Here is a 20991-nt window from a genome sequence, read left to right on the forward strand (position 1 = left end):
CGAACGTACTACGAATGTAGTGCCGTGTCACTACTCCTGTAGTGAAGCTCGTAGGATCGAGTCGTGACCGACGAACGACCTCGGCCGGCAACCGACAAACGAACCGCCGACAAACGCACCGCGGCTCTCGACGCCGCGATCCATCTCGTGGGGACCGAAGGGCTGCGCGCCCTCACCCACCGCCGCGTCGATGCCATCGCCGGTGTGCCCGCCGGCTCCACGTCCAACTACTTCCGCACCCGCCAGGCTCTCGTCGAAGGGGTGCTCGACAGGCTTCTCGAGCAGGACCGGGTCCAGCTCGCGGCGATCGGCTCCGCGATGCCGGGCGACGCATGTGAGCTCGAAGAGCTGATGCACGGTTATGTGATGTTCGTGACGGGGGACGACCTCGTGCGAACCCGCGCTCGCTTCGCGATGTTCGTCGAGGCGATGGCGACGCCCGACCTCCGTGCCGGGGTCGAGACCCGCCGCAGCGAACTGCGCGGATGGATCGGGACCGTGCTCGCGGGCCTCGGAGTCGACGATTCCGCCACCGCCGCGCGGGTTCTCATCGACTACCTGGACGGCCTGATCCTGCATCGCTGCACCTCGCACGACGACGGACCGGACCCGCGCGACGGCGTGGCCCGGATGGTGCGGATGCTTCTCCCCACAGCCGGGTGACGCCCGCGATTCCGGTGCGTTACAGCTGCGTTTCCGCAGGTGGGCGGGAGAATAGGGCAGGCTTGCTTGCATTACCCCCCGCCACCTGGCATATCGTTCGTTTCGAAGACGGTGGGACCACGACGTCCCACCGGTCGCCGGGTCCACGCTCGTGCTGCCGAAAAAGGCACCCGCACCGTCGCGGATGAGCGGATACTGGCGATGTCGAAGGTATCGGGCACCCGGCCGATACCCGTCTACGGCAGTAGATGGCCATCAGCGCTGCTGGTCGTCGGTGCTATCGCATCAACGAAGGCTAGGTATGACTCATCTCCCCGGGCCTCGAGGGCTCTACCACCCGGCGAACGAGCACGACTCCTGTGGCGTCGCGTTCGTCGTCGACATGCACGGTCGTCGCAGTCGCGACATCGTGGAGAAGGCGATCACCGCTCTGGTGAATCTCGAACACCGCGGTGCAGCGGGAGCGGAACAGAACACCGGCGACGGCGCCGGCATCCTGATCCAGGTCCCCGACGCCTACTTCCGTGAGGTCGTCGACTTCGATCTTCCCGCCGAAGGTGCATACGCGACCGGTATCGCGTTCCTGCCCAAGGACACGGCCAAGGCCGACGCCGCGGCCGCCGAGGTCGATCGCATCGTCGCCGAAGAGGGCCTCGAGGTCCTCGGCTGGCGCGAGGTCCCGATCGACGACTCCGAGCTGGGCTCCATGGCCAAGGACGCCATGCCCACCTTCCGGCAGATCTTCGTCGCCTCCGGCGCCCGCGCGCTCACCGGCCTCGAGCTCGAGCGCCGCGCGTACGTCGTGCGCAAGCGCACCGAGCACGAGCTCGGCCACCACGGCGCGGGCGAGGACGGTCCCGGCAGCGAGACCGTCTACTTCCCGAGCCTGTCGGCGTCGACCTTCGTCTACAAGGGCATGCTCACCACGCCCCAGATGAAGGGCTTCTACCGCGACCTGCAGGACGAGCGTGTCGTCTCGGCCCTCGGCCTCGTGCACTCGCGGTTCTCCACCAACACGTTCCCGTCGTGGCCGCTCGCGCATCCCTTCCGTCGCGTGGCGCACAACGGCGAGATCAACACCGTCACGGGCAACGCCAACTGGATGCGTGCCCGCGAGGCGCTCATCGACACCGAGGTCTTCGGCGGTCGCGACAAGCTCGAGAAGATCTTCCCGGTCTGCACGCCGGGCGCGTCCGACACCGCGCGTTTCGACGAGGTGCTCGAACTGCTGCACCTCGGCGGCCGCAGCCTGCCGCACGCCGTGCTCATGATGATCCCCGAGGCGTGGGAGCGCCACGACTCGATGGATCCGGCCCGTCGCGCGTTCTACGAGTACCACTCGGCCCTCATGGAGCCGTGGGACGGACCGGCCTCGGTGTGCTTCACCGACGGCACCGTCATCGGCGCCGTGCTCGACCGCAACGGCCTGCGCCCCTCGCGTGCCTGGGTCACCGACGACGGCCTCGTCGTCATGGCCTCCGAGGTGGGTGTGCTCGACATCCCCACCGAGAAGATCGTCAGCAAGCGTCGCCTGCAGCCGGGCCGCATGTTCCTCGTCGACACGGCCAAGGGCCGCATCGTCGAGGACGAGGAGATCAAGCGCGAGCTCGCCTCCGAGCATCCCTACGAGGAGTGGGTCGCCAACGGCGTCACCCGCCTCGAGGACCTGCCCGAGAGCAAGTACACCTACATGTCGCACGAGCGCGTCGTGCTGCGTCAGCAGGTCTTCGGCTACACCCGCGAAGAGGTCGACCTCCTCGTCAAGCCGATGGCGGCCTCCGGCGCCGAGGCGCTCGGCTCGATGGGCACCGACACGCCGATCGCCGTGCTGTCGTCGCGTCCGCGTCAGCTGTTCGACTTCTTCTCGCAGCTGTTCGCGCAGGTCACCAACCCGCCGCTCGACGCGATCCGCGAAGAGATCGTCACCAGCATGGGCGGCATGCTCGGCCCCGAGGGCGACCTGCTGAACCCGACCGAGGCGTCGTGCCGGCAGATCCTCATCGGCGCGCCGGTCATCGACAACGACGACCTGCAGAAGCTCATCCACGTCAACGACGAGAAGCAGTTCCCCGGTTTCAACAGCGTCATCATCCGCGGCCTGTACCCGGTCGCGGAGGGCGGCGAGGGTCTGCGTCGCGCACTCGCCTCGATCCGCGAGCAGGTCTCGCAGGCCATCGAGAAGGGCGCACGTCTGATCGTGCTGTCCGACCGCGAGTCCGACGAGAAGCTGGCGCCGATCCCGTCGCTGCTGCTCACCTCCGCCGTGCACCACCACCTCGTCCGCGAGAAGACCCGCACCAAGGTCGGTCTGCTCGTCGAGGCCGGCGACGCCCGCGAGGTCCACCACATCGCCGCCCTGTGCGGTTTCGGTGCGGCCGTGGTCAACCCGTACATGGCGTTCGAGAGCATCGACGAGCTGCTGCAGAACGGCGACCTGCCCGAGGGCATGACCCTCGAGAAGGCCATCGCCAACTACATCAAGGCGGCCTCGAAGGGCGTGCTCAAGGTGATGTCCAAGATGGGCATCTCCACGCTCGCCTCCTACACCGGTGCGCAGCTGTTCCAGGTCATCGGCCTGTCGCAGGAACTCGTCGACGAGTACTTCACCGGCCTGCAGTCGCAGCTCGGCGGCGTCGGTCTCGACGAGATCGCCGCGGACGTCGCGGCACGTCACCACACGGCCTTCCTCGACCGTCAGTCCGAGCGCGCGCACCGCGAGCTCGAGGTGGGCGGCGAGTACCAGTGGCGTCGTGAGGGCGAGTACCACCTGTTCAACCCGGACACGGTGTTCAAGCTCCAGCACGCGACCCGCACCGGCCAGTACTCGATCTTCAAGGAGTACACGAAGCTCGTCGACGACCAGTCGGAGCGACTCGCGTCGCTGCGCGGTCTGTTCGAGTTCAAGAAGGGCGTGCGTCAGCCGGTGCCGATCGACGAGGTCGAGCCGGCGAGCGAGATCGTCAAGCGCTTCTCGACCGGCGCGATGAGCTACGGCTCCATCTCGGCCGAGGCGCACGAGACCCTCGCGATCGCGATGAACCGTCTCGGTGGCCGCTCGAACTCCGGTGAGGGCGGCGAGCACCCGAGCCGTTTCACCCCGGACGAGAACGGCGACTGGCGGCGCTCGGCGATCAAGCAGGTCGCCTCGGGTCGCTTCGGTGTGACCGCGCACTACCTGAGCAACTGCACCGACATCCAGATCAAGATGGCGCAGGGCGCGAAGCCCGGCGAGGGCGGCCAGCTGCCGCCGCACAAGGTGTACCCGTGGGTCGCCGAGGTCCGTGGTTCGACGCCGGGCGTCGGCCTGATCTCGCCGCCGCCGCACCACGACATCTACTCGATCGAGGATCTCGCGCAGCTGATCCACGACCTGAAGAACGCCAACCCGAAGGCCCGCATCCACGTGAAGCTGGTCTCCGAGCTCGGCGTCGGCACGGTCGCCGCGGGTGTGTCGAAGGCACACGCCGACGTCGTGCTCATCTCGGGTCACGACGGTGGCACCGGTGCGTCGCCGCTGACCTCCCTCAAGCACGCGGGTGCTCCCTGGGAGATCGGCCTCGCCGAGACCCAGCAGACGCTGATGCTCAACGGTCTGCGCGACCGCATCGTCGTGCAGGTCGACGGCCAGATGAAGACCGGCCGCGACGTCGTCGTCGCCGCCCTCCTCGGCGCCGAGGAGTACGGTTTCGCGACCGCGCCGCTCGTGGTCTCGGGCTGCATCATGATGCGCGTGTGCCACCTCGACACCTGCCCCGTGGGTGTCGCGACGCAGAACCCGGTCCTGCGCAAGCGGTTCACCGGCAAGCCGGAGTTCGTCGAGAACTTCATGCTGTACATCGCCGAAGAGGTGCGCGAGTACCTCGCCGAGCTCGGTTTCCGCAGCCTCGACGAGGCCATCGGCCAGGTGGACGTCCTCGACACCCGCAAGGCCGTCGAGCACTACCGCGCGTCGAAGCTCGACCTGTCGCCGCTGCTCGAGAAGGTCACCTCCCCGATCTTCGGGGACCAGGACCTGCACTGCACCAAGGAGCAGTACCACGCTCTCGACAAGGCACTCGACAACGAGCTGATCGCGAAGGCGCAGCCTGCTCTCGAGTCGGGTACGCCGGTCTCGTTCGAGACCCCGATCACCAACGTCAACCGCACCGTCGGCACGATGCTCGGCCACGAGCTCACCAAGAAGTACGGTGCGGAAGGGTTGCCGGACAACACGATCGACATCACCTTCACGGGTTCCGCCGGCAACAGCTTCGGTGCGTTCGTCCCGCGCGGCATCACGATGCGGCTCCACGGCGACGCGAACGACTTCGTCGGCAAGGGTCTGTCGGGTGGTCGCATCATCGTGCGCCCGCCGCACAATGCGGCCGAGGGCTTCGTGCCCGAGGACAACATCATCGCCGGCAACGTCATCCTGTTCGGTGCCACCGGCGGTGAGGCCCTCATCCGTGGCATCGCAGGTGAGCGTTTCGCGGTCCGCAACTCCGGAGCCACGGCCGTCGTCGAAGGCGTCGGCGACCACGGCTGCGAGTACATGACGGGTGGCAAGGTCGTCATCCTCGGCAAGACCGGCCGCAACTTCGGTGCGGGTATGTCCGGTGGCGTCGCGTTCGTGTACAACCCGGACAAGGACTTCGAGAACAACCTGAACACCGAGCTGGTCGACCTCGAGGACCTCGAGGGCGAGGACTTCGTGTGGCTCAAGGGAGCCGTCGAGCGGCATCGTGACGAAACGGGCTCCGAGGTCGCAGCCCGCATCCTGGCCGACTGGTCACAACAGGTCAGCCACTTCGCGAAGGTCATGCCTCGCGATTACAAGAAGGTACTCATGGCTATCAAGGACGCCACCATCCGTGGTGCGAACGTGGACGAGGCGATCATGGAGGCTGCTCGTGGCTGATCCCACCGGTTTCCTCAAGCACGGTTCCCGCGAGACCCCGGTCCGCCGGCCGGTCCCGCTGCGACTCCTCGACTGGAAGGAGGTCTACGAGCCGTTCCCGCTCGAGACCCTCCAGACCCAGGCCAGCCGTTGCATGGACTGCGGTATCCCCTTCTGCCACAACGGTTGCCCGCTCGGGAATCTCATCCCCGAGTGGAACGACCTTGCCTACAAGGGCAAGTGGGAGGACGGGATCGAGCGTCTCCACGCCACGAACAACTTCCCCGAGTTCACCGGCCGGCTCTGCCCGGCGCCCTGCGAGGCGTCGTGCGTGCTCGGCATCAACCAGGACCCGGTGACGATCAAGCAGGTCGAGGTCGAGCTGATCGAGAAGGCCTTCGACGACGGCCGCGTCAAGCCGGTCCCGCCGTCGAAGCTCACCGGCCGCAAGGTCGCGGTCGTCGGCTCCGGCCCCGCGGGTCTCGCTGCGGCGCAGCAGCTCACGCGTGCCGGTCACTCGGTGACGGTGTTCGAGCGGGCCGACCGTATCGGTGGTCTGCTCCGCTACGGCATCCCCGAGTTCAAGATGGAGAAGCGCTTCATCGACCGCCGTCTCGCGCAGATGGAGGCCGAGGGCACCGTCTTCAAGCCGGGCGTCAACGTGGGTGTCGACATCACCGCCGACGAGCTGCGCGAGCAGTTCGACGCCGTGGTGCTCGCCGGCGGCGCGACCGTCGCCCGCGACCTGCAGATCCCCGGACGCGAGCTCGACGGCATCCACCAGGCGATGGAGTTCCTGCCGATCGCCAACCGCGTGCAGCTCGGCGACCTGCCGGCCCCGACCATCACGGCCGAGGGCAAGAAGGTCGTCATCATCGGCGGTGGCGACACCGGCGCCGACTGCCTGGGCACCTCGCACCGTCAGGGTGCGGAGAGCGTCCACCAGTTCGAGATCATGCCGCGGCCGCCGGAGCAGCGCGCCGAGTCCACCCCGTGGCCGACCTACCCCCTCATGTACCGCGTCTCGTCGGCACACGAGGAGGGCGGCGAGCGCGTCTTCTCCGTCAACACCGAGGAATTCATCGGTAAGGACGGCAAGGTCACCGCGCTCAAGGCACACGAGGTGCAGATGGTCGACGGCCGCTTCGAGAAGGTCGAAGGCAGCGACTTCGAACTCGAGGCCGATCTGGTGCTGCTCGCGATGGGCTTCACCGGTGCTGAGAAGCCCGGTCTGCTCACCGATCTCGGTGTCGACTTCGACCAGCGCGGCAACGTCGCCCGCTCGTCGGAGTGGGCCACCAATGTCGACGGTGTCTTCGTCGCCGGCGACATGGGTCGCGGACAGTCGCTCATCGTCTGGGCGATCGCCGAGGGTCGCGCGTGCGCCGCTGCGGTGGACCGCTTCCTCGAGGGTGAGACGGCACTGCCGGCGCCGATCGCGACCACCACGATGCCGCAGCGCTGAGCGCGGAATCTGCCGGCGTCCGAGTGGCGCCGGAGAGTTGAGCGCTCCAGCGTCGCAGCGCTGAACGAGGTACGACCACTGGGCCGCACACCGGAAGGTGTGCGGCCCAGTGGCATTCGTGGAGTGGCGTTCGTGAGTGGGGTCAGGCGTCGACGAGCGACGCGGGATCGGTGTCGGATGCGGTGGCCGGTGCCGGTTCGGCCGGCGCCGGTTCGGGTGTGGCCACCTCGCGTCGCCGCGCGAGGAGGCGGTCGACGGCCAACGATCCGGAGCCGAGGAAGATCAGGACGAACATCGCCCAGCAGAACAGTGCGGCGGATTCACCGTCGTTCTGGATGGGCAGTGCGCCGTCGGCCTGATGGCCCCAGAAGTAGGCGTACGCCATCGATCCGGAGCCGAGGAAGGCCGCGAGCCGGGTACCGAGACCGAGGATCAGGGCGGCGCCGCACACGACCTGGATGATCGCGCCCCACCAGCCGGGCCATGCGCCGAGCTGTGCGGTGGCTCCGCCGTAGGGTTCCGCAGGCCACGCCCACAGGCTCGTGGTGCCGTGGCAGACGAACAGGAAACCGACGACGATGCGGAAGGCGGCGACGGCGTGGTCGCCGAAACGGTCCGGCCAGTGGCGCACAGAGTTCATCACGTGCGGAAGTAAAGCATGCCTACCCTTACATACAGGCTGCTTGGTCATCGTTCCTCCGGTTTCTGTGGATCTGCCCCCGCTTCCCGGGGGTGAATCCACAGAAATCGGTTCAACAGCAACCGCCGGACGCGCTGCGCTTGTGACATTTCCGTGTCGCCGGGCGTCGCACCCGTTATGGTTCTGCGCATGACGGCTACGAGACGGGCACTGGCGAGGGTCGTGATGGGTGCGGGTGCCGTCGTGGCCGCCGTCGCGGCGGCTCCCGCCGCGGCCGCGGACCCTGCGGACGCGTGCATCCGCAACGGTGGTGGGCTCGTGACGATCGACGGCGCCGAGCCCGTCCCACCGGTTTTCGGATTCGACGGTCCCCGCCTGCTCGGACTCCAGGGCGGGGTCGGCAACGCGTGCATCACCAACGTGGGGCCCGGAGCCGTGACCGTCACGCACCCCGAGGGACGCGTCCCGGGACGCACCGAGGTGTCCACCGCGCTCGTGGAGATGCGGGTCGACGGCGGGCTCGGTAACGTCGCCGTCACCAACGTCGGTACCGGCGCGGTCACGGTGCACCGGACGGAGGTCACGCCCGAGCCGGTCGCGGCACCAGCGCAGGCCCCGATCCCCGGGATGCCGGAGCTGATCCTCGACGCGGGAACCGACGGCGTCTTCGTCACGAACGTCGGTACGGGCGGAGTCACGGTCGTCGACCGTGGCGTCGCGCCGACGGACCTCCCGGCCCCGCCGCCCCCTCCGCCGGGTGCGGTGATCACAGATCCGTTCAGCGGAAACATCTATGTGACAAACCTCTTCGGACCCGACATCGTCGTCGCGGAACCCACCTCGACCGCCGAAGGAAGCGTCGTCGAGCGGCCGGTCCCGGGAACGGCGATCGACTACGGGACGGGCAACGTCTTCGTGACGAACATCGGCGGGGGACAGGTGACGGTCGTCCGCGGCTGATCCGCGGCCCCGTGATTTCCCGACAACGTTCCGGACTCGGATACATCACATCCGGTTCACGAATATGTCATCCTTCTACTCGATACTGCCGGGGAGGAACGCGGCACCAGGACAGTAGCGGGGCGGGGACATGGCTATGAGAAGAGTGTGGGCGGCAACGGTGGCCGCAGTGGCGGCCTGTGCAGCAGTATTCGTCGCAATGCCTGCAGCGCAAGCGAATCCGCCCGGATGCCCGACTCTGAACGTGGTTGCAGTGCCCGGCACGTGGGAGACCTCGAACACCCCCGACCCCGGCCGCGGGAACGGCATGCTCGCCCAGGTCACGTCCGGTCTTCCGGCAAGCTCCCGCGTCGACTACGTCGCGTATCCCGCGACCGCCTTCCCGTGGGAGGGCGACGTGTACGCGGCATCGCGCAACCGCGCCGTCGACAACGCGCGCGGCATCATCGCGGCCACCGCCGAGCGGTGCCCCCTCACGAACTTCGCCCTCGTCGGTTACAGCCAGGGCGCCGACGCCGCAGGCGATCTCGCCGCCGAGATCGGCACCGGGCTGGGAGTGATCGGTCCGCACCGCCTCGTCGCGGTGGGTCTGCTGTCCGACCCGCGTCGCTCCGAACTCGACCCGTTCGTCGGTCCGCCCGTCGCCGGCACCGGCGCGGGAGGTGCCCGCGCGGGAGGCTTCGGATTCGTAACACCCAACGTGCGCACCATCTGCGCTGTGGGCGACCTCTACTGCTCGACGCCGCCGGAGGATTTCGTCACGCGACTGGCCGGCTTCCTCGCCATCTCGGCGGGCAGCCCGTTCGAGCAGCTCGAGAACTACCGCGACGAGGCGACCGCCCTCTACAACGACATCATGACCGCCGGGGGCATCCCGACGCTGCAACTGCAGCTCACGCCCGAGGCGAACGAACTGCGCGAGCGGAAGATCCGCACCTTCTACGAATCGCAGATCCACCAGGACTACTCGAACTACGTGGTCGACGGTCGCGGAACGACGGCCACGCGGTGGTTGCACGACTGGATCGCCTCGAAGGCCTGACCGGCCGGATCGGGCGGTGCCGGTCAATCGATGTCGAATCGTGCGCCCACACGCATGACGCGGGGTGCGAAGCGCATCAACCACTTGCGGACCTTCGCGCCCGGAGCGACCGTCACCACGGGCCGGTTGTGACGGACCGCCCCGACGATCTCCTTGGCCACCTTCTCCGGCGCGATGTGCAGGCGCCGGTACATCGCCAGAGTGCGGGTGCGTCGCGCCGCTCGTACTTCCTTGTTCGGCGCCACGTACGCCGTCGCCCGGGTGAGGTTGGTGTCCACCAGGTCGGGGCACACCACCGTCACGCCGATCCCGTGTTCGAGCAGTTCGGCGCGTAGGCATTCCGACAGCATGAACACCCCGGCCTTGCTCGTCGAGTAGGCGGCGAGGTTGCGTTGCGGCATGAACGCCGCGGCCGAGGAGGCATTGACGATCTGCCCGCCCGTGCCTGCGTCGATCATCTGCTCCGTGAAGGCGCGGCAGCCGTAGACCACTCCCCAGAAGTTCACGTCCATCACGTTCTCGAAGACGCTCTGAGGGGTGTCGGCGAAGGCACCGATGACACCGATACCCGCGTTGTTGACGAGCACGTCGGCGACGCCGTGCCGCTCCCGGACGGTCTGTGCGAACTCCCGGACCTGCTGTTCGTCGGAGACGTCGAGTTCGTAGGCGTGAGCGGCACCGCCGAAGACGGCCTCGGAACCTCCGGCGCCCGGTGCGGGGACGTTCACGAGCGCCACCGTCTCGCGGGCGCTGTCGAGATCCTTGTCGGCGACGACGACGATGGCGCCTTCGGCAGCGAAGGCGATCGCCGAGGCCCGGCCGATCCCGCTACCGCCACCGGTGATGACGACGAGGGCGCCGGTCAGGTCGCGCAGACGGCTGCGTAGTGCAGCACCGGCGCGCCAGCGGCGTATCTGGGCGATCCGAGAGGTCACCCCACCATCGTGACGTACTCGCGCCGTGCGGTCAGTTCAGTACAGGATCTCGCGGTAGAGCTCGCCCTTGCCCGGCTCGGCGTCGGCGGGGATCTCGATCGCGTGGAGCTCGGCGTGCATGTCGCGCATCGACGGAACCTCCGTGCGCTCGGGATAGGTCGACGGATCCCACAGCTTGGCGCGGAGGATCGCCCGTGCGCAGTGCGTGAAGACCTCGTCGATCTGCACGATCACGGCCAGCTGCGCCGGCTTGTTCTGCAGCGCCAGCTTCCGGAGCAGGTCGGGGTCGGTCGACAGGGTGGCGCGGCCGTTGATCCGCAGCACCTCCTCGTCGCCGGGGACGAAGAACAGCAGCCCGACGTGAGGATTCTCGAGGATGTTCCGGTACGAGTCGGCGCGGCGGTTGCCGGGCCGGTCGGGCAGCACGATCGTGTGGTCGTCGAGGACGAGCACCGTCGACTCGATGTCGCCGCGCGGCGAGCAGTCGCAGTTCCCGACGGCATCGGTGGTGGCGATCGTGAAGAACCGCGCCAACGACAGGAAATGCCTGATGAGCGGTGTCAGATGTGGTCGTGCCTTGTCGACGATCGCCGGGTGCGGAATGCCCAGGACGGCCTCGAGCTCACCCTGTGTCCGTATCCCGCCCTGCACGAGCTCGTCGATCCTGTCCGCATCCATCCGGTGCACCTCCGGCGGTGACCGTACCAATCCTGCGCGGGAAGATCACGTCGGCACCTGGGTCGTGCCCTGGTCAGGGCCGCGCTTCCGGTCACCGGGACGACCCGGGAGGCAAGGCTCCCGATCCCGGTAGAACGAGTGGCGACGCCCCCGTCCGGAAGGATCGAGATGACCGACTCCGCCCTGCTGGCCTCCCTCCTCGAACGTGTACAGCTCCTCGAGGACAAGGCTGCGATCCACGAGGTCCTCACGGCCTACGGCCCGGCCGTCGATGCCGGTGACGCCGAGGCGGTGGGGGAACTGTGGGCGGAGGACGCCGTCTACGACGTCGACATCCGCCTGATGGAGGGACGCGACGCCATCATGAAGATGGTGCGTACCCGGCCGCACCAGGACTACATCGAGGAGGGCTGCGGTCATCTGCTCGACCCGGTGCACATCCGGGTCGACGGCGACACCGCCGTCGCGACCTGCCACTCGCTGCTGCTGCGCCGCAATGCCGATTCGGATTCGTTCCGGGTGTGGCGGGTGAGCGCCAATCGTTTCGAACTCGCCCGGATCGACGGCAGTTGGAAGATCGTGCGCCGCACGTCGCGGTTGCTCGACGGCAGCACCGCCGCCCGCGACCTCCTCGCGAGCGCACGGCGCTGAACCGACCACTCGCGGCCGGCGCCGCGAGAGAACTCAGACGCGCAGGGTGTCGCGCACGTGTCCGGTCTCGTTGAGCGACGCGACGCGGCGCGCACCGCTGCGTGAGACGAGGATGCGCGTCACCGACGCGTACTCGATGGGGAACATCAGCGGCCGGGGCAGTTCGAGCAGGTGCTGCAGCACGATGTTCACGACCCCGCCGTGGACGAACAGCGCCACGGTCTCGGCGTGGTCGCATGTCTCCACCACGTGGTCGATCCCTCGCAGCACCCGCGTGCGGAAGGCGTCTCCGTCGACGAAATCGGGCAGGTGACCTGCCAGGATGCGCTTGTAGGCAGCCGGTGCGACGTCCTTCGCGGCGTCGATCGTGAAGTAGTGGTCGTGGCCGTAGTCGTACTCGGCGATGTCCTCCAGCTTCTCCACGTCGAGGCCGCGTCGTTCCGCGACCGGCTCGGCCGTCTGCAGGGCCCGCAACTGCGGGCTCGAGAACAGGCGGGTGATGTTGTACGGGGACAGCGCGTCCGGCAACCGCGACGCCTGGAGACGACCGGCCTCCGTGAGCGGCGGGTCGGCGACCCCGGTCTCGGCGCGGGCGTTGTTCGGCTCGGCATGGCGGATCAGGAGTAGCTGCACGACCTCACGATGCCAGGTGGAGCGGTTTCACGTGAAACCACCCGTCAGGAGCGTCGCGGCTTCGTGAACGGGAACGCCAGCGACTCGCGGATGCTGCCTCCGAGCACGAGCATCACGATCCGGTCGACACCCATGCCGAGGCCGCCGGTGGGAGGCATCGCGTATTCGAGGGCTTCGAGGAACTCCTCGTCGAGTTCCATCGCCTCCTCGTCACCGCCCGCGGCGAGCAGCGACTGCTCGGTGAGACGGGCGCGCTGGTCGAGCGGATCGGTGAGCTCGCTGTAGGCGGTCCCCAACTCGACTCCCCACGCCACCAGGTCCCACTTCGCCGCGACACCCGGCTTGCGGGGATGCGGCCGGGTCAGCGGCGACACCGAGGTCGGGAAGTCGGTGTAGAAGGTGGGGAATTCCGTCTTCGATTCGACGAGGTGCTCGTACATCTCCTGCGCGGTGGCGCCGGCGTCCCAGGCCGGGTTGTAGGGGATCTCGTGTTCGTCGCACAGGCGTCGAAGGACGTCGACGGGGGTCTGCGCGTCGACGAACGTCCCGAGCGCCTCGGAGATCGCGTCGTGGAAGGACTTGACGGGCCATTCACCGGAGATGTCGATCTCGACCGGGGTGCCGTCGGGTCCGGGCCGCAGGATGATCTCGCGTCCGTGTGCCGCGCGGGCTGCCGCCTGGATCAACTCGCGCGCGACGACCCGCATCTTCTCGTAGTCGCTGTGCGCCTCGTACGCCTCGAGGATCGTGAACTCCGGGTTGTGCTTGAAATCCGCACCCTCGTTGCGGAACACCCGGCCGATCTCGAAGACCTTCGCCATGCCCGCGACGCACAACCGCTTCAGGTACAGCTCGGGAGCGATCCGCAGGTACAGATCGGCATCGTAGGCGTTGATGTGCGTGATGAACGGTGCGGCGTTCGCGCCGCCGTGCACCGCCTGCAGGATCGGGGTCTCCACCTCGAGATAACCGCGTGCCTGCAGTTCGTCGCGCAACGACCGCACCACCGCGCTGCGCGCCGCGAGGTGCTCGCGTGCGCCGCGGTCGATCGCGAGATGCAGATAGCGTTGCCGCACGCGAGCTTCAGGGTCGACGAGACCGTGATACTTGTCGGGCAGCGGGTGCAGGCACTTGCCGTCGATGCGCCACGAATCGGCGAGCACCGAGATCTCGCCCGTGCGGCTGCGTCCCATCTCGCCGGACACCTCGACGAGGTCGCCGAGATCGAACAGGAAACGTTGTCCGGCCACCCGTTGCCGATCGACGAGGATCTGGATGTCGCCCGACCAGTCGCGCAGTACCGCGAACAGCACACCGCCGAAGTTACGGATGCGCAGCAGGCGCCCTGCCACGGTCACCGGGGTGCCGGACTTCATGGTCCGGGCCTCGGCGGCGGTGTGTGTCGGGGGATGCGCGACCGGGTAGGGGTCGACACCGTGCTCGACGATCCGTTGCAGGGTGTTCATCCGCACCTGGACCTGCTCGGGGCGGCGACGTCCGTGCGAGACGGCCGGCGTGCCGTCGGCGAGTTCGACGTCGGGTGCGCTGCCGTCGTCGTGCAGTTCCGCCGCGACCACCTGGTCCTCGGGGAAGGCCGAGTGTGTTCCCGTGTGCTGCTGGGTGTTCCGGCGACCGAAGGTCGGGAGGGTGAGGAAGCCCTCGGCGATCGCCGACGCGAGCGCGACCCGCGGGATGAGCCGGTTGTCGCGGAAACACAGGAAGCGGGGCACCCACTCGGGGTGATACTTGACGTTGGACCGGTACAACGCCTCGAGCTGCCACCACCGCGAGAAGAACAACAGGATCGACCGCCACAACCGCAGGATCGGGCCGGCGCCGATCCGCGCGCCCTCCTCGAACACCGATCGGAAGACGGCAAAGTTCAACGAGATCCGCTCGATGTCGAACTCGGCGCCGCGTGAGGCCAGTTCGGACACCATGAGTTCGACGACCCCGTTGGGGGCCTGCGGGTCGCGGCGCATGAGGTCGAGTGACACGCCGTCCGCTCCCCACGGCACGAGCGAGAGCATCGCGACGACCTTGCCGTCCGCGACCGCTTCGACGAACAGGCAGTCGCCGTCGAGCGGATCACCGAGCCGGCCGAGGGCCATCGAGAAACCGCGCTCGTTCTCGGTGTCGCGCCAGGCCTCGGCGCGCTGGATCGCCGCCGACAGCTCGATGGGTGACAGTTCGCGGTGACGCATGATCCGCGCGGTCACACCGTGTTTGCGGGCGCGGTTGACGGCCTGCCGCACCGGTCGCATGTCGCGTCCGGCGAGACTGAAGTCGCGGGTGAGCAGGACGGCCTCGTCGCCGAGCTGCAGCGCGTTCAGACCCGCACGGTGGTAGGCCGTCGCACCGTCCTCGCTCGCCCCCATCACTGCGGGTGTCCACCCGTAGGCGCGGGCGAGATCGAGCCATTCGTCGATGGCGTGCGGCCACGCCTCGGGGTTGCCGATCGGATCACCGCTCGCGAGGCACACGCCGAGTTCGACGCGGTAGGTCACCGCGGCCTTGCCACTGGGGGCGAACACCACAGCCTTGTCGCGGCGGGTCGCGAAGTAGCCGAGCGAATCGTCGCTCTGGGCGAGCAGGCCGCGGATGGCCGATTCGTCACTGCCGGTGAGCGCGTTGCTCGCTCGCTGCGACCGGAACAGCACCACGACGGCCGCGAGCACGGCGAGGGCGCCGAGCAGGCCGAGGATCGTGTTGACCAGCCCGTTCGGGCGGCCACCGAACTGGTCGTTATCGATGAACGTCAGCGCGGTGACGCGGTTGAGCGCCCACAGGAACCGGTCGGTAGCGGGCAGGGTGCCGGGGAACAGTTCCACCAGACCCCAGCCGATCAGCGTCCCGACGACCAGGCCACCCACGAGCACACCGAGTGCGGCCCAGGCGTTTCCGCGCCGCACGCGCGTGTAGAACTCGGGATAGGACAGCAGCAGCACCGCGACGATCAGCAGGTGGACGACCAACGCGACGAGGTGGTTCGGGTCGCGCTCGACGATGCTCATCACGAGATTGGTGATGGTGAATCCGCCGAGGTAGATCGTCAGGATCCACCACGCGATGCGCTTGCGCCCGGCGATCGCACCGGCGAGCAGACCGAGGACGAGAGCGAACGACAGGCTCGTGTCGGGGGCGTCGAAGTAGTACTCGTCGAGATATTCACGCGGGGCGTGGATCCAGTAGCGCAGGGTCGGAGAGATCGACCACAGCGCGACCACGACCGCGTAGATGCCCAGGATCAGGCCGAAGATGTGCGGTACGGCGGACAGACGTCCACCGACACGGTCGGTCAGCGACGGCCGGGTGGGCGGTCGGGCGTCCTCCACCGGACGCGGGCGCTCGGCAGGAGCGGTGGAATCCGCAGACATGGAATAGAACGGTAACGGGCAAACGCGGCAGCCGTGGGACGAACGGCCGCGGGACCGGATCACATTCCCGGTCCCGCGGCCGTTCTCATCCGCTCAGGAGTCTGTCAGGAGCGGGGTGCTCCGGCGGTCGCGACGTCCTCGGTGGCGTCCGGCTCGGACGGTTCGGTCCGTGCGAGCCTGCTCGGCCACCAGATCTTCTTCCCGATGTCGATCGTCAGGGCCGGCACCACCAGCGACCGCACGAGCAGTGCGTCGAGGAGGACACCGAAGGCGACGATGAACGCGATCTGCGCCAGGAACAGCAGCGGGATCACGGCCAGTGCGGAGAAGGTGGCAGCGAGAACGATTCCTGCGGAGGTGATGACGCCGCCGGTCACGGTCAGGGCCCGCAGGGTTCCGTCGCGGGTGCCCACTCTCTTCGTCTCCTCCCGGACGCGGGTCATGAGGAAGATGTTGTAGTCGATGCCCAGCGCCACGAGGAAGACGAACCCGAACAGCGGCACCACCGGGTCGGCGCCCGGGAACCCGAACAGGTGGTTGAACACCAGCGACGAGATGCCGAGGGTCGCCGCGAACGAGACGATCACGGTGAGCATCAGCAGGACCGGCGCGACGACCGCCCGCAGCAGTGCGATGAGCACCAGCAGGACCACGATCGTGACCACCGGGATGATGACGGTGCGGTCGCGGGTCGCGGTGTCCTTCGTGTCGAGGTCGACGGCCGTGGGTCCGCCGACGAGTGCTTCGGCGTCGGGCACGGAGCCCACCGCCTCGCGGATGCGTTCGACGGTCTCCTCGGCGGCGAGGGAGTCGGCGGGATCCGACAGTGTCGCCTGCACCGCGACGAGTCCGTCGACCACGCGCGGCGCGCCGTCGGGGCCGGGGACGGGCTGGACGGTCGTCACACCCTCGACGCCCTCGGTGGCGCTGACGACACCCTCGAGCGCACCTTCGCGGGCGACGACGATGCTGGGCGAACCGGTTCCGGCGTCGAAGTGCTCACCGAGCACCTCCTGGCCGGACTTCGAATCGGTCTGCAGGAGGAACAGATCCGACGAGGCCACGCCGCTCGCCTTGAACTGCGGGGCGAGCAGGGCGAATGCGACGAGCACGAGGCTGCACACGATCCAGATGGGGCGCGGCTTCGATCCGACGAAGCCGGCGACGCGGCCCCAGAACTTGTGGGAGCTCTGTAGATCGCTGCGATCGGTGTCCGGCTCGAAGCGGGGCCGGCTGGGCCAGAACGCGGCGCGACCGAGCAGGACGAGGGCGGCGGGCAGGAAGGTGAGCGACGCGAGGAACGACGTCGCGATGCCGATGGCGGCGACCGGGCCGAGACCGCGGTTGGAGTTCAGGTCCGACAGCAGCAGGCACAACACACCGAGGATCACCGTGCCGGCCGAGGCCGCGATCGGTTCGATCGCACCGCGCAGCGCGGCACGCATCGCCGTGTACTTGTCCTGTTCGATACGCAGTTCTTCCCGGAACCGGGAGACCAGCAACAGGGCGTAGTCGGTGGCGGCGCCGAAGACCAGGATGAACATGATGCCCTGGCTCTGGCCGTTGAGGGCGATGGCTCCGGCGTCGGCGAGCAGATAGACGATCAGGCTGGCCAGTGCGAGTGCGAACACCGCCGAGATGATGACCACGAACGGCAGGATCGGGCTGCGGTAGACCACGATGAGGATGACGAGGACGACACCGCCCGCGACGAGCAGCAGCAGTCCGTCGATACCGGCGAATGCCGACGACAGGTCGGCGGCCTGCCCTGCGGGGCCGGTGACGTAGACGGTCAGGCCGTCCGGTGCGCCTTCGAAGGCCGTCCGGAGTTCCTCGACGGCCTCCTGGACCTCCCCGGAGGCGTCGAGCGGCACGATCATCTGCGCGGCTTCACCGTCCTCGGAGGGGATCGGGGGCGGTCCGGCCGATTCGGTGGCCAGGAAGGCGAGGTCCTCGTCGGTGATCCCGCCGTCGCGTTCGGCGACGACGATCGCGGGGATGAACTCGCTCTCGTTGAACTGCGCGTACAGCTCGTCGGCGCGGGTGGATTCGGCGGATGCCGGGAGGAAGGTGCTCGCGTCGTTGGAGGCGACCTCGCTGAGCTTGCCCGCGAACGGGCCGCCGCCACCGGCGGCCACGAGCCACGCGATGAGCAACAGGGCGGGTAGGAGCCACCGCCATCGGCTGGTTCTGCGTGGGGGCTCGGTAGCAGTGCTCAAGATTCCTCCTGGCGTGAGCGAATGTGTCGGAACTAGATTATTCAGCGTGCTGAACGATGGGGGTGGAGACGATCTCGACGAGTGGCCCACCGGTCGTCTGCTGTCCACCGCGGCACGGCTCGTCGAGCAGGCCTGGGAGCAGTCCTTGCGACGACGAGGGCTCACCCACGCGGGGGTGATCGCACTGCACGCGGTGGCCCATGCCCCGCTGTCGCAACGGGAGATGGCGCGCGCGTGCCGGGTGACCGACCAGACCATGAGCCGGACAGTCGACCATCTCGTCCGCGGCGGTTTCGTCACGCGCGCGGTCGACCCGGAGGACGAGCGGAGGATGCGGGTGGAGATCACGCCGTCGGGCGTGGACGCCTACCGGCGGGTGATCGAACTCGAACGCGACGACGCGCCCGGCGGCGATTCTCCGGTCGCGGTCTCGGACCCGGCGACCCTGCGCCGGCTCCTGCTCGAAATCGTTCGTTCCCACAGCACTCCTCGTGACAGCCCGGGGGGTACCCGCGATCGGGTGATCCCACCCCTCCACGGAATATGAGCTGCCACCCTCTCCGGAAAACGAGGAGATCCGTCCGAAGCGTGCGCGGTAGGGTGCCGCATGGTCTCCGCACCCCGGACCCACGCCGACGTCGTCTCCGCACTGCGAGCAGCCGGGTGCGTGTTCGCCGAGGAGGAAGCGCAGCTGCTCGTCGAAGCCGCTCCTACACCCGCGGATCTGGAGCGGTTCATCGCGCGGCGGGTCGGCGGCGAACCGCTCGAACACGTACTGGGACAGGTCTTCTTCCACGGCAGGCGCATCTCGGTGCGAGAGGGGGTGTTCGTCCCGCGTCGCCGCACCGAGTACCTGGTGGACTGCGCGATCGACCTCGCGCGACCCGGCGCCGTGATCGTCGACATGTGTTGCGGGTGCGGTGCCGTCGGTGCCGCGCTCGCCACCGCCGTCGAGGCCTGCGAGATCTACGCGGCCGACATCGATCCCGTCGCCACCGCGTGTGCCCGGCTGAACCTGCCGCCCCACCGGGTCTTCGACGGCGATCTGTTCGACGCACTGCCGAGCGCGCTGCGCGGTCGCGTCGACGTGCTCGTCGCCAACGCGCCCTACGTGCCGTCGGGGTCGATCGGGTCGATGCCGCGAGAGGCGCGCTGCAGCGAACCGCGACACGCACTGGACGGCGGACCCGACGGACTGGACGTCCATCGCCGGCTCGTCGCCGATGCGGGCCGGTGGCTCACCGACGGTGGATCGCTGCTCGTCGAGTCGGCCGCATCGCAGGCGCCCGTCGTGCGCGACCTCATGACCCGGGCCGGACTCGACGCCGACACGCGGGGTTCCGAGGAGGCCGACGCGACGGTCGTCATCGGCACCCGCCGATGACGTGCTCGCTGCCGCGAACATGTCAGTCGAGCGGCAGCTGAGCGAAGATCGCGGTCGGCTGGGTCGATCCGCCCGTCGGCTCGACGCTGAAGGCGAGCGCGGTGGCACCCGAGATGTCCTCGAGCACCGCGGTCGTCGACGGCGCGACGTCGTCGGGTGTCATCGTGCCCGCGGGTTCCATCCCCTCGGGGCCGACCAGCCACATCTGGTAGACGCTGCCCTCGGCCGGCGGGGCGACGTTGTTCATCACCAGCACGCCCGCGTCCTCCTCCTTGGAGAACACCACGGTCGCGGTGCCGCCACCGTCGAGCTCGCCCGACGAGGTCCGTACGTCCTCGGCGGCGAAGACCCGCTCGCTCGTGCCCGGCTCGGACGTGGTCTGCCACTGACCGGCCACCACGACGCCGCCGATCGCGACGATTACGGCCGCTGCCGCGGCGAGCAGGAAGTTCCGCCGCCGGGCCTGCCGGCGCTCGTCGAGGGAGACGGGTGCGGGCAGGTGATCGTCCTCCACCCGAGGTGCCTCGGTCGTCTCCGGCTCACCTTCTTCTTCCGTGTGCGTCTTCTCGGCGGGCGTCTCCGCGGTGAGTTCGGCGTGGACCAGATCGAGCAGTCGCACCCGGAGTTCGGGCGGCGGCTCGGTCGCGGTACCGGCCGACATCGCTGCGAGGGTCTCGTGGACCTCGCGGACCTCGGCGTCGAACCGTTCGGACACCTCCGGGTCTGCTTCCGCGAGCCGCTCGGCGATCTTCCGACGCTCGTCGGGTGTGACGGCATCCAATGCGAAGACGGGTGCCATGTCGAGCAGGTCGCGCGAGGAATCGTTCGCCTCGTCAGCCATCCACAGTCACCCCCAGACAATTCTTCAGTCGTTTCAGGCCGTCCCGGATGCGCGACTTGACCGTCGGCAACGGGGACGAGAGTTCTTCTGCCACTTCGGTGTATGTAAAGCCTCTGTAGTAGGCGAGCTCGACCGAGCGTCGCTGCAGTTCGGTGAGAGAACCCAGACACTCGTTCACCCGGCGGCGGTCGTCGCGCTGCGCGACCTCCTCGCTGACCGAGTCGAAGGCCGCGTCGACGTTCGTCGAACCGTAGTGCGACTCGCGGTCGGCTCCGGACTGCTCGCTGCGGACCCGGTCGACGGCGCGCCGATGGGCGAGCGTGATGATCCACGACAGAGCGGAACCCTGGCGCGGGTCGTACTTGTCGGCCGACCTCCACACCTGGAGGTAGACCTCCTGGGTGGTCTCCTCGCTGTAGCCGGGATCCCGCAGGACCCGGAGCACCATGCCGAAGACTCGGGAACGCGTCGCGTCGTACAGTTCGGCGAACGCCGTGGGGTCTTGCCGGGCCACCCGCCCGAGCAGTTCGCCGAGGGTATCGGTGTGGCCTCCGACGCCGGTCATCGGCTCAGTCCGCTCATCGGGGGAAAGCCTAGCCGGGACATTCCCTCCACTCAAGGCAACCG

At 68.4% G+C, this 20991-nt stretch carries 16 protein-coding genes; 8 read left to right on the top strand and 8 right to left on the bottom strand.

Features of this window, described 5'->3' with window-relative positions; all coding sequences use genetic code 11:
- Positions 1-63: 63 nt before the first annotated feature.
- The 3 genes from U9J23_RS00330 to U9J23_RS00340 all read left to right on the top strand — a co-directional run bounded on the left by U9J23_RS00330 (position 64) and on the right by U9J23_RS00340 (position 7004).
- A complete protein-coding gene (locus tag U9J23_RS00330) occupies positions 64-663 on the top strand; it encodes a TetR/AcrR family transcriptional regulator (RefSeq protein ID WP_326600856.1) in 600 nt (199 codons plus the stop codon).
- A 301-nt stretch (positions 664-964) separates the two neighbouring features.
- A complete protein-coding gene (gene gltB / locus U9J23_RS00335; RefSeq protein ID WP_085468701.1) occupies positions 965-5560 on the top strand; it encodes a glutamate synthase large subunit in 4596 nt (1531 codons plus the stop codon).
- The gene (locus U9J23_RS00340) at positions 5553-7004 is read left to right on the top strand and encodes a glutamate synthase subunit beta (RefSeq protein WP_059382016.1); all 1452 of its coding nucleotides are present in this window, start codon (positions 5553-5555) and stop codon (positions 7002-7004) included. The genes gltB and U9J23_RS00340 overlap by 8 nt, the downstream gene beginning before the upstream one ends.
- A gap of 142 nt (positions 7005-7146) precedes the next feature.
- On the opposite strand, the gene U9J23_RS00345 is transcribed toward U9J23_RS00340, so the two are convergent.
- Positions 7147-7644 (bottom strand): DoxX family protein, encoded by a 498-nt coding sequence (locus tag U9J23_RS00345; RefSeq protein ID WP_095091997.1) that lies wholly within the window; start codon positions 7642-7644, stop codon positions 7147-7149.
- A gap of 189 nt (positions 7645-7833) precedes the next feature.
- On the opposite strand from U9J23_RS00345, the gene U9J23_RS00350 reads away from it, so the two are divergent.
- A complete protein-coding gene (locus U9J23_RS00350; RefSeq protein ID WP_272266328.1) occupies positions 7834-8604 on the top strand; it encodes a hypothetical protein in 771 nt (256 codons plus the stop codon).
- A gap of 199 nt (positions 8605-8803) precedes the next feature.
- Positions 8804-9646, top strand: a complete 843-nt coding sequence (locus U9J23_RS00355; protein ID WP_080968217.1) for a cutinase family protein — start codon at positions 8804-8806, stop codon at positions 9644-9646.
- Between the two features lie 23 nt (positions 9647-9669).
- Here the strand turns inward: U9J23_RS00355 and U9J23_RS00360 are convergent, their stop codons facing one another.
- Together U9J23_RS00360 and U9J23_RS00365 are read right to left on the bottom strand one after the other, a co-directional pair.
- Positions 9670-10581: an SDR family NAD(P)-dependent oxidoreductase gene (locus U9J23_RS00360; protein ID WP_272266331.1), complete on the bottom strand. Its 912-nt coding sequence runs from the start codon at positions 10579-10581 to the stop codon at positions 9670-9672.
- Between the two features lie 36 nt (positions 10582-10617).
- On the bottom strand, positions 10618-11259 hold the full coding sequence (locus tag U9J23_RS00365; RefSeq protein ID WP_059382021.1) for an MSMEG_1061 family FMN-dependent PPOX-type flavoprotein: 642 nt from the start codon (positions 11257-11259) through the stop codon (positions 10618-10620).
- Between the two features lie 168 nt (positions 11260-11427).
- Here U9J23_RS00365 and U9J23_RS00370 point away from each other — a divergent pair, with 168 nt between their 5' ends.
- Complete coding sequence (locus tag U9J23_RS00370) at positions 11428-11910, top strand: nuclear transport factor 2 family protein (protein ID WP_024102596.1); 483 nt, start codon at positions 11428-11430, stop codon at positions 11908-11910.
- 33 nt (positions 11911-11943) lie between these two features.
- Here U9J23_RS00370 and U9J23_RS00375 read toward each other — a convergent pair whose 3' ends face one another.
- From U9J23_RS00375 to U9J23_RS00385, 3 genes are all read right to left on the bottom strand, one after another.
- A complete protein-coding gene (locus U9J23_RS00375) occupies positions 11944-12543 on the bottom strand; it encodes a histidine phosphatase family protein (RefSeq protein WP_059382022.1) in 600 nt (199 codons plus the stop codon).
- 44 nt (positions 12544-12587) lie between these two features.
- Positions 12588-15920 (bottom strand): bifunctional lysylphosphatidylglycerol synthetase/lysine--tRNA ligase LysX, encoded by a 3333-nt coding sequence (gene lysX, locus U9J23_RS00380; protein WP_228525982.1) that lies wholly within the window; start codon positions 15918-15920, stop codon positions 12588-12590.
- Between the two features lie 104 nt (positions 15921-16024).
- Positions 16025-18139 carry an MMPL family transporter gene (locus U9J23_RS00385; protein ID WP_174479607.1) on the bottom strand — a complete coding sequence of 705 codons (2115 nt, stop codon included), beginning with the start codon at positions 18137-18139 and terminating at the stop codon, positions 16025-16027.
- 46 nt (positions 18140-18185) lie between these two features.
- Between U9J23_RS00385 and U9J23_RS00390 the strand changes: the two genes are divergently transcribed.
- The gene (locus tag U9J23_RS00390) at positions 18186-18686 is read left to right on the top strand and encodes a MarR family winged helix-turn-helix transcriptional regulator (protein ID WP_230824173.1); all 501 of its coding nucleotides are present in this window, start codon (positions 18186-18188) and stop codon (positions 18684-18686) included.
- Positions 18687-18746: 60 nt separating this feature from the next.
- Positions 18747-19523: a putative protein N(5)-glutamine methyltransferase gene (locus U9J23_RS00395; protein ID WP_272266336.1), complete on the top strand. Its 777-nt coding sequence runs from the start codon at positions 18747-18749 to the stop codon at positions 19521-19523.
- 22 nt (positions 19524-19545) lie between these two features.
- Here U9J23_RS00395 and U9J23_RS00400 read toward each other — a convergent pair whose 3' ends face one another.
- Entirely contained in the window at positions 19546-20364 is an 819-nt protein-coding gene (locus U9J23_RS00400; RefSeq protein ID WP_272266338.1) for an anti-sigma factor, read from the bottom strand.
- On the bottom strand, positions 20357-20929 hold the full coding sequence (locus tag U9J23_RS00405; protein WP_272266340.1) for a sigma-70 family RNA polymerase sigma factor: 573 nt from the start codon (positions 20927-20929) through the stop codon (positions 20357-20359). The genes U9J23_RS00400 and U9J23_RS00405 overlap by 8 nt, the downstream gene beginning before the upstream one ends.
- Between the last annotated feature and the right edge of the window lie 62 nt (positions 20930-20991).

Source organism: Rhodococcus sp. PD04, from assembly GCF_035918275.1.
GTDB classification, from domain to species: Bacteria; Actinomycetota; Actinomycetes; order Mycobacteriales; family Mycobacteriaceae; genus Rhodococcus; species Rhodococcus rhodochrous.

Excerpts from the sequence above, each read along its gene's own strand:
- gltB (WP_085468701.1), top strand. The coding sequence starts at position 965 with ATGACTCATCTCCCCGGGCCTCGAGGGCTCTACCACCCGGCGAACGAG.
- U9J23_RS00345 (WP_095091997.1), bottom strand. The coding sequence starts at position 7,644 with ATGAACTCTGTGCGCCACTGGCCGGACCGTTTCGGCGACCACGCCGTC.
- U9J23_RS00350 (WP_272266328.1), top strand. The coding sequence starts at position 7,834 with ATGACGGCTACGAGACGGGCACTGGCGAGGGTCGTGATGGGTGCGGGT.
- U9J23_RS00355 (WP_080968217.1), top strand. The coding sequence starts at position 8,804 with ATGCCTGCAGCGCAAGCGAATCCGCCCGGATGCCCGACTCTGAACGTG.
- U9J23_RS00365 (WP_059382021.1), bottom strand. The coding sequence starts at position 11,259 with ATGGATGCGGACAGGATCGACGAGCTCGTGCAGGGCGGGATACGGACA.
- U9J23_RS00370 (WP_024102596.1), top strand. The coding sequence starts at position 11,428 with ATGACCGACTCCGCCCTGCTGGCCTCCCTCCTCGAACGTGTACAGCTC.
- lysX (WP_228525982.1), bottom strand. The coding sequence starts at position 15,920 with ATGTCTGCGGATTCCACCGCTCCTGCCGAGCGCCCGCGTCCGGTGGAG.
- U9J23_RS00395 (WP_272266336.1), top strand. The coding sequence starts at position 18,747 with ATGGTCTCCGCACCCCGGACCCACGCCGACGTCGTCTCCGCACTGCGA.
- U9J23_RS00400 (WP_272266338.1), bottom strand. The coding sequence starts at position 20,364 with ATGGCTGACGAGGCGAACGATTCCTCGCGCGACCTGCTCGACATGGCA.
- U9J23_RS00405 (WP_272266340.1), bottom strand. The coding sequence starts at position 20,929 with ATGACCGGCGTCGGAGGCCACACCGATACCCTCGGCGAACTGCTCGGG.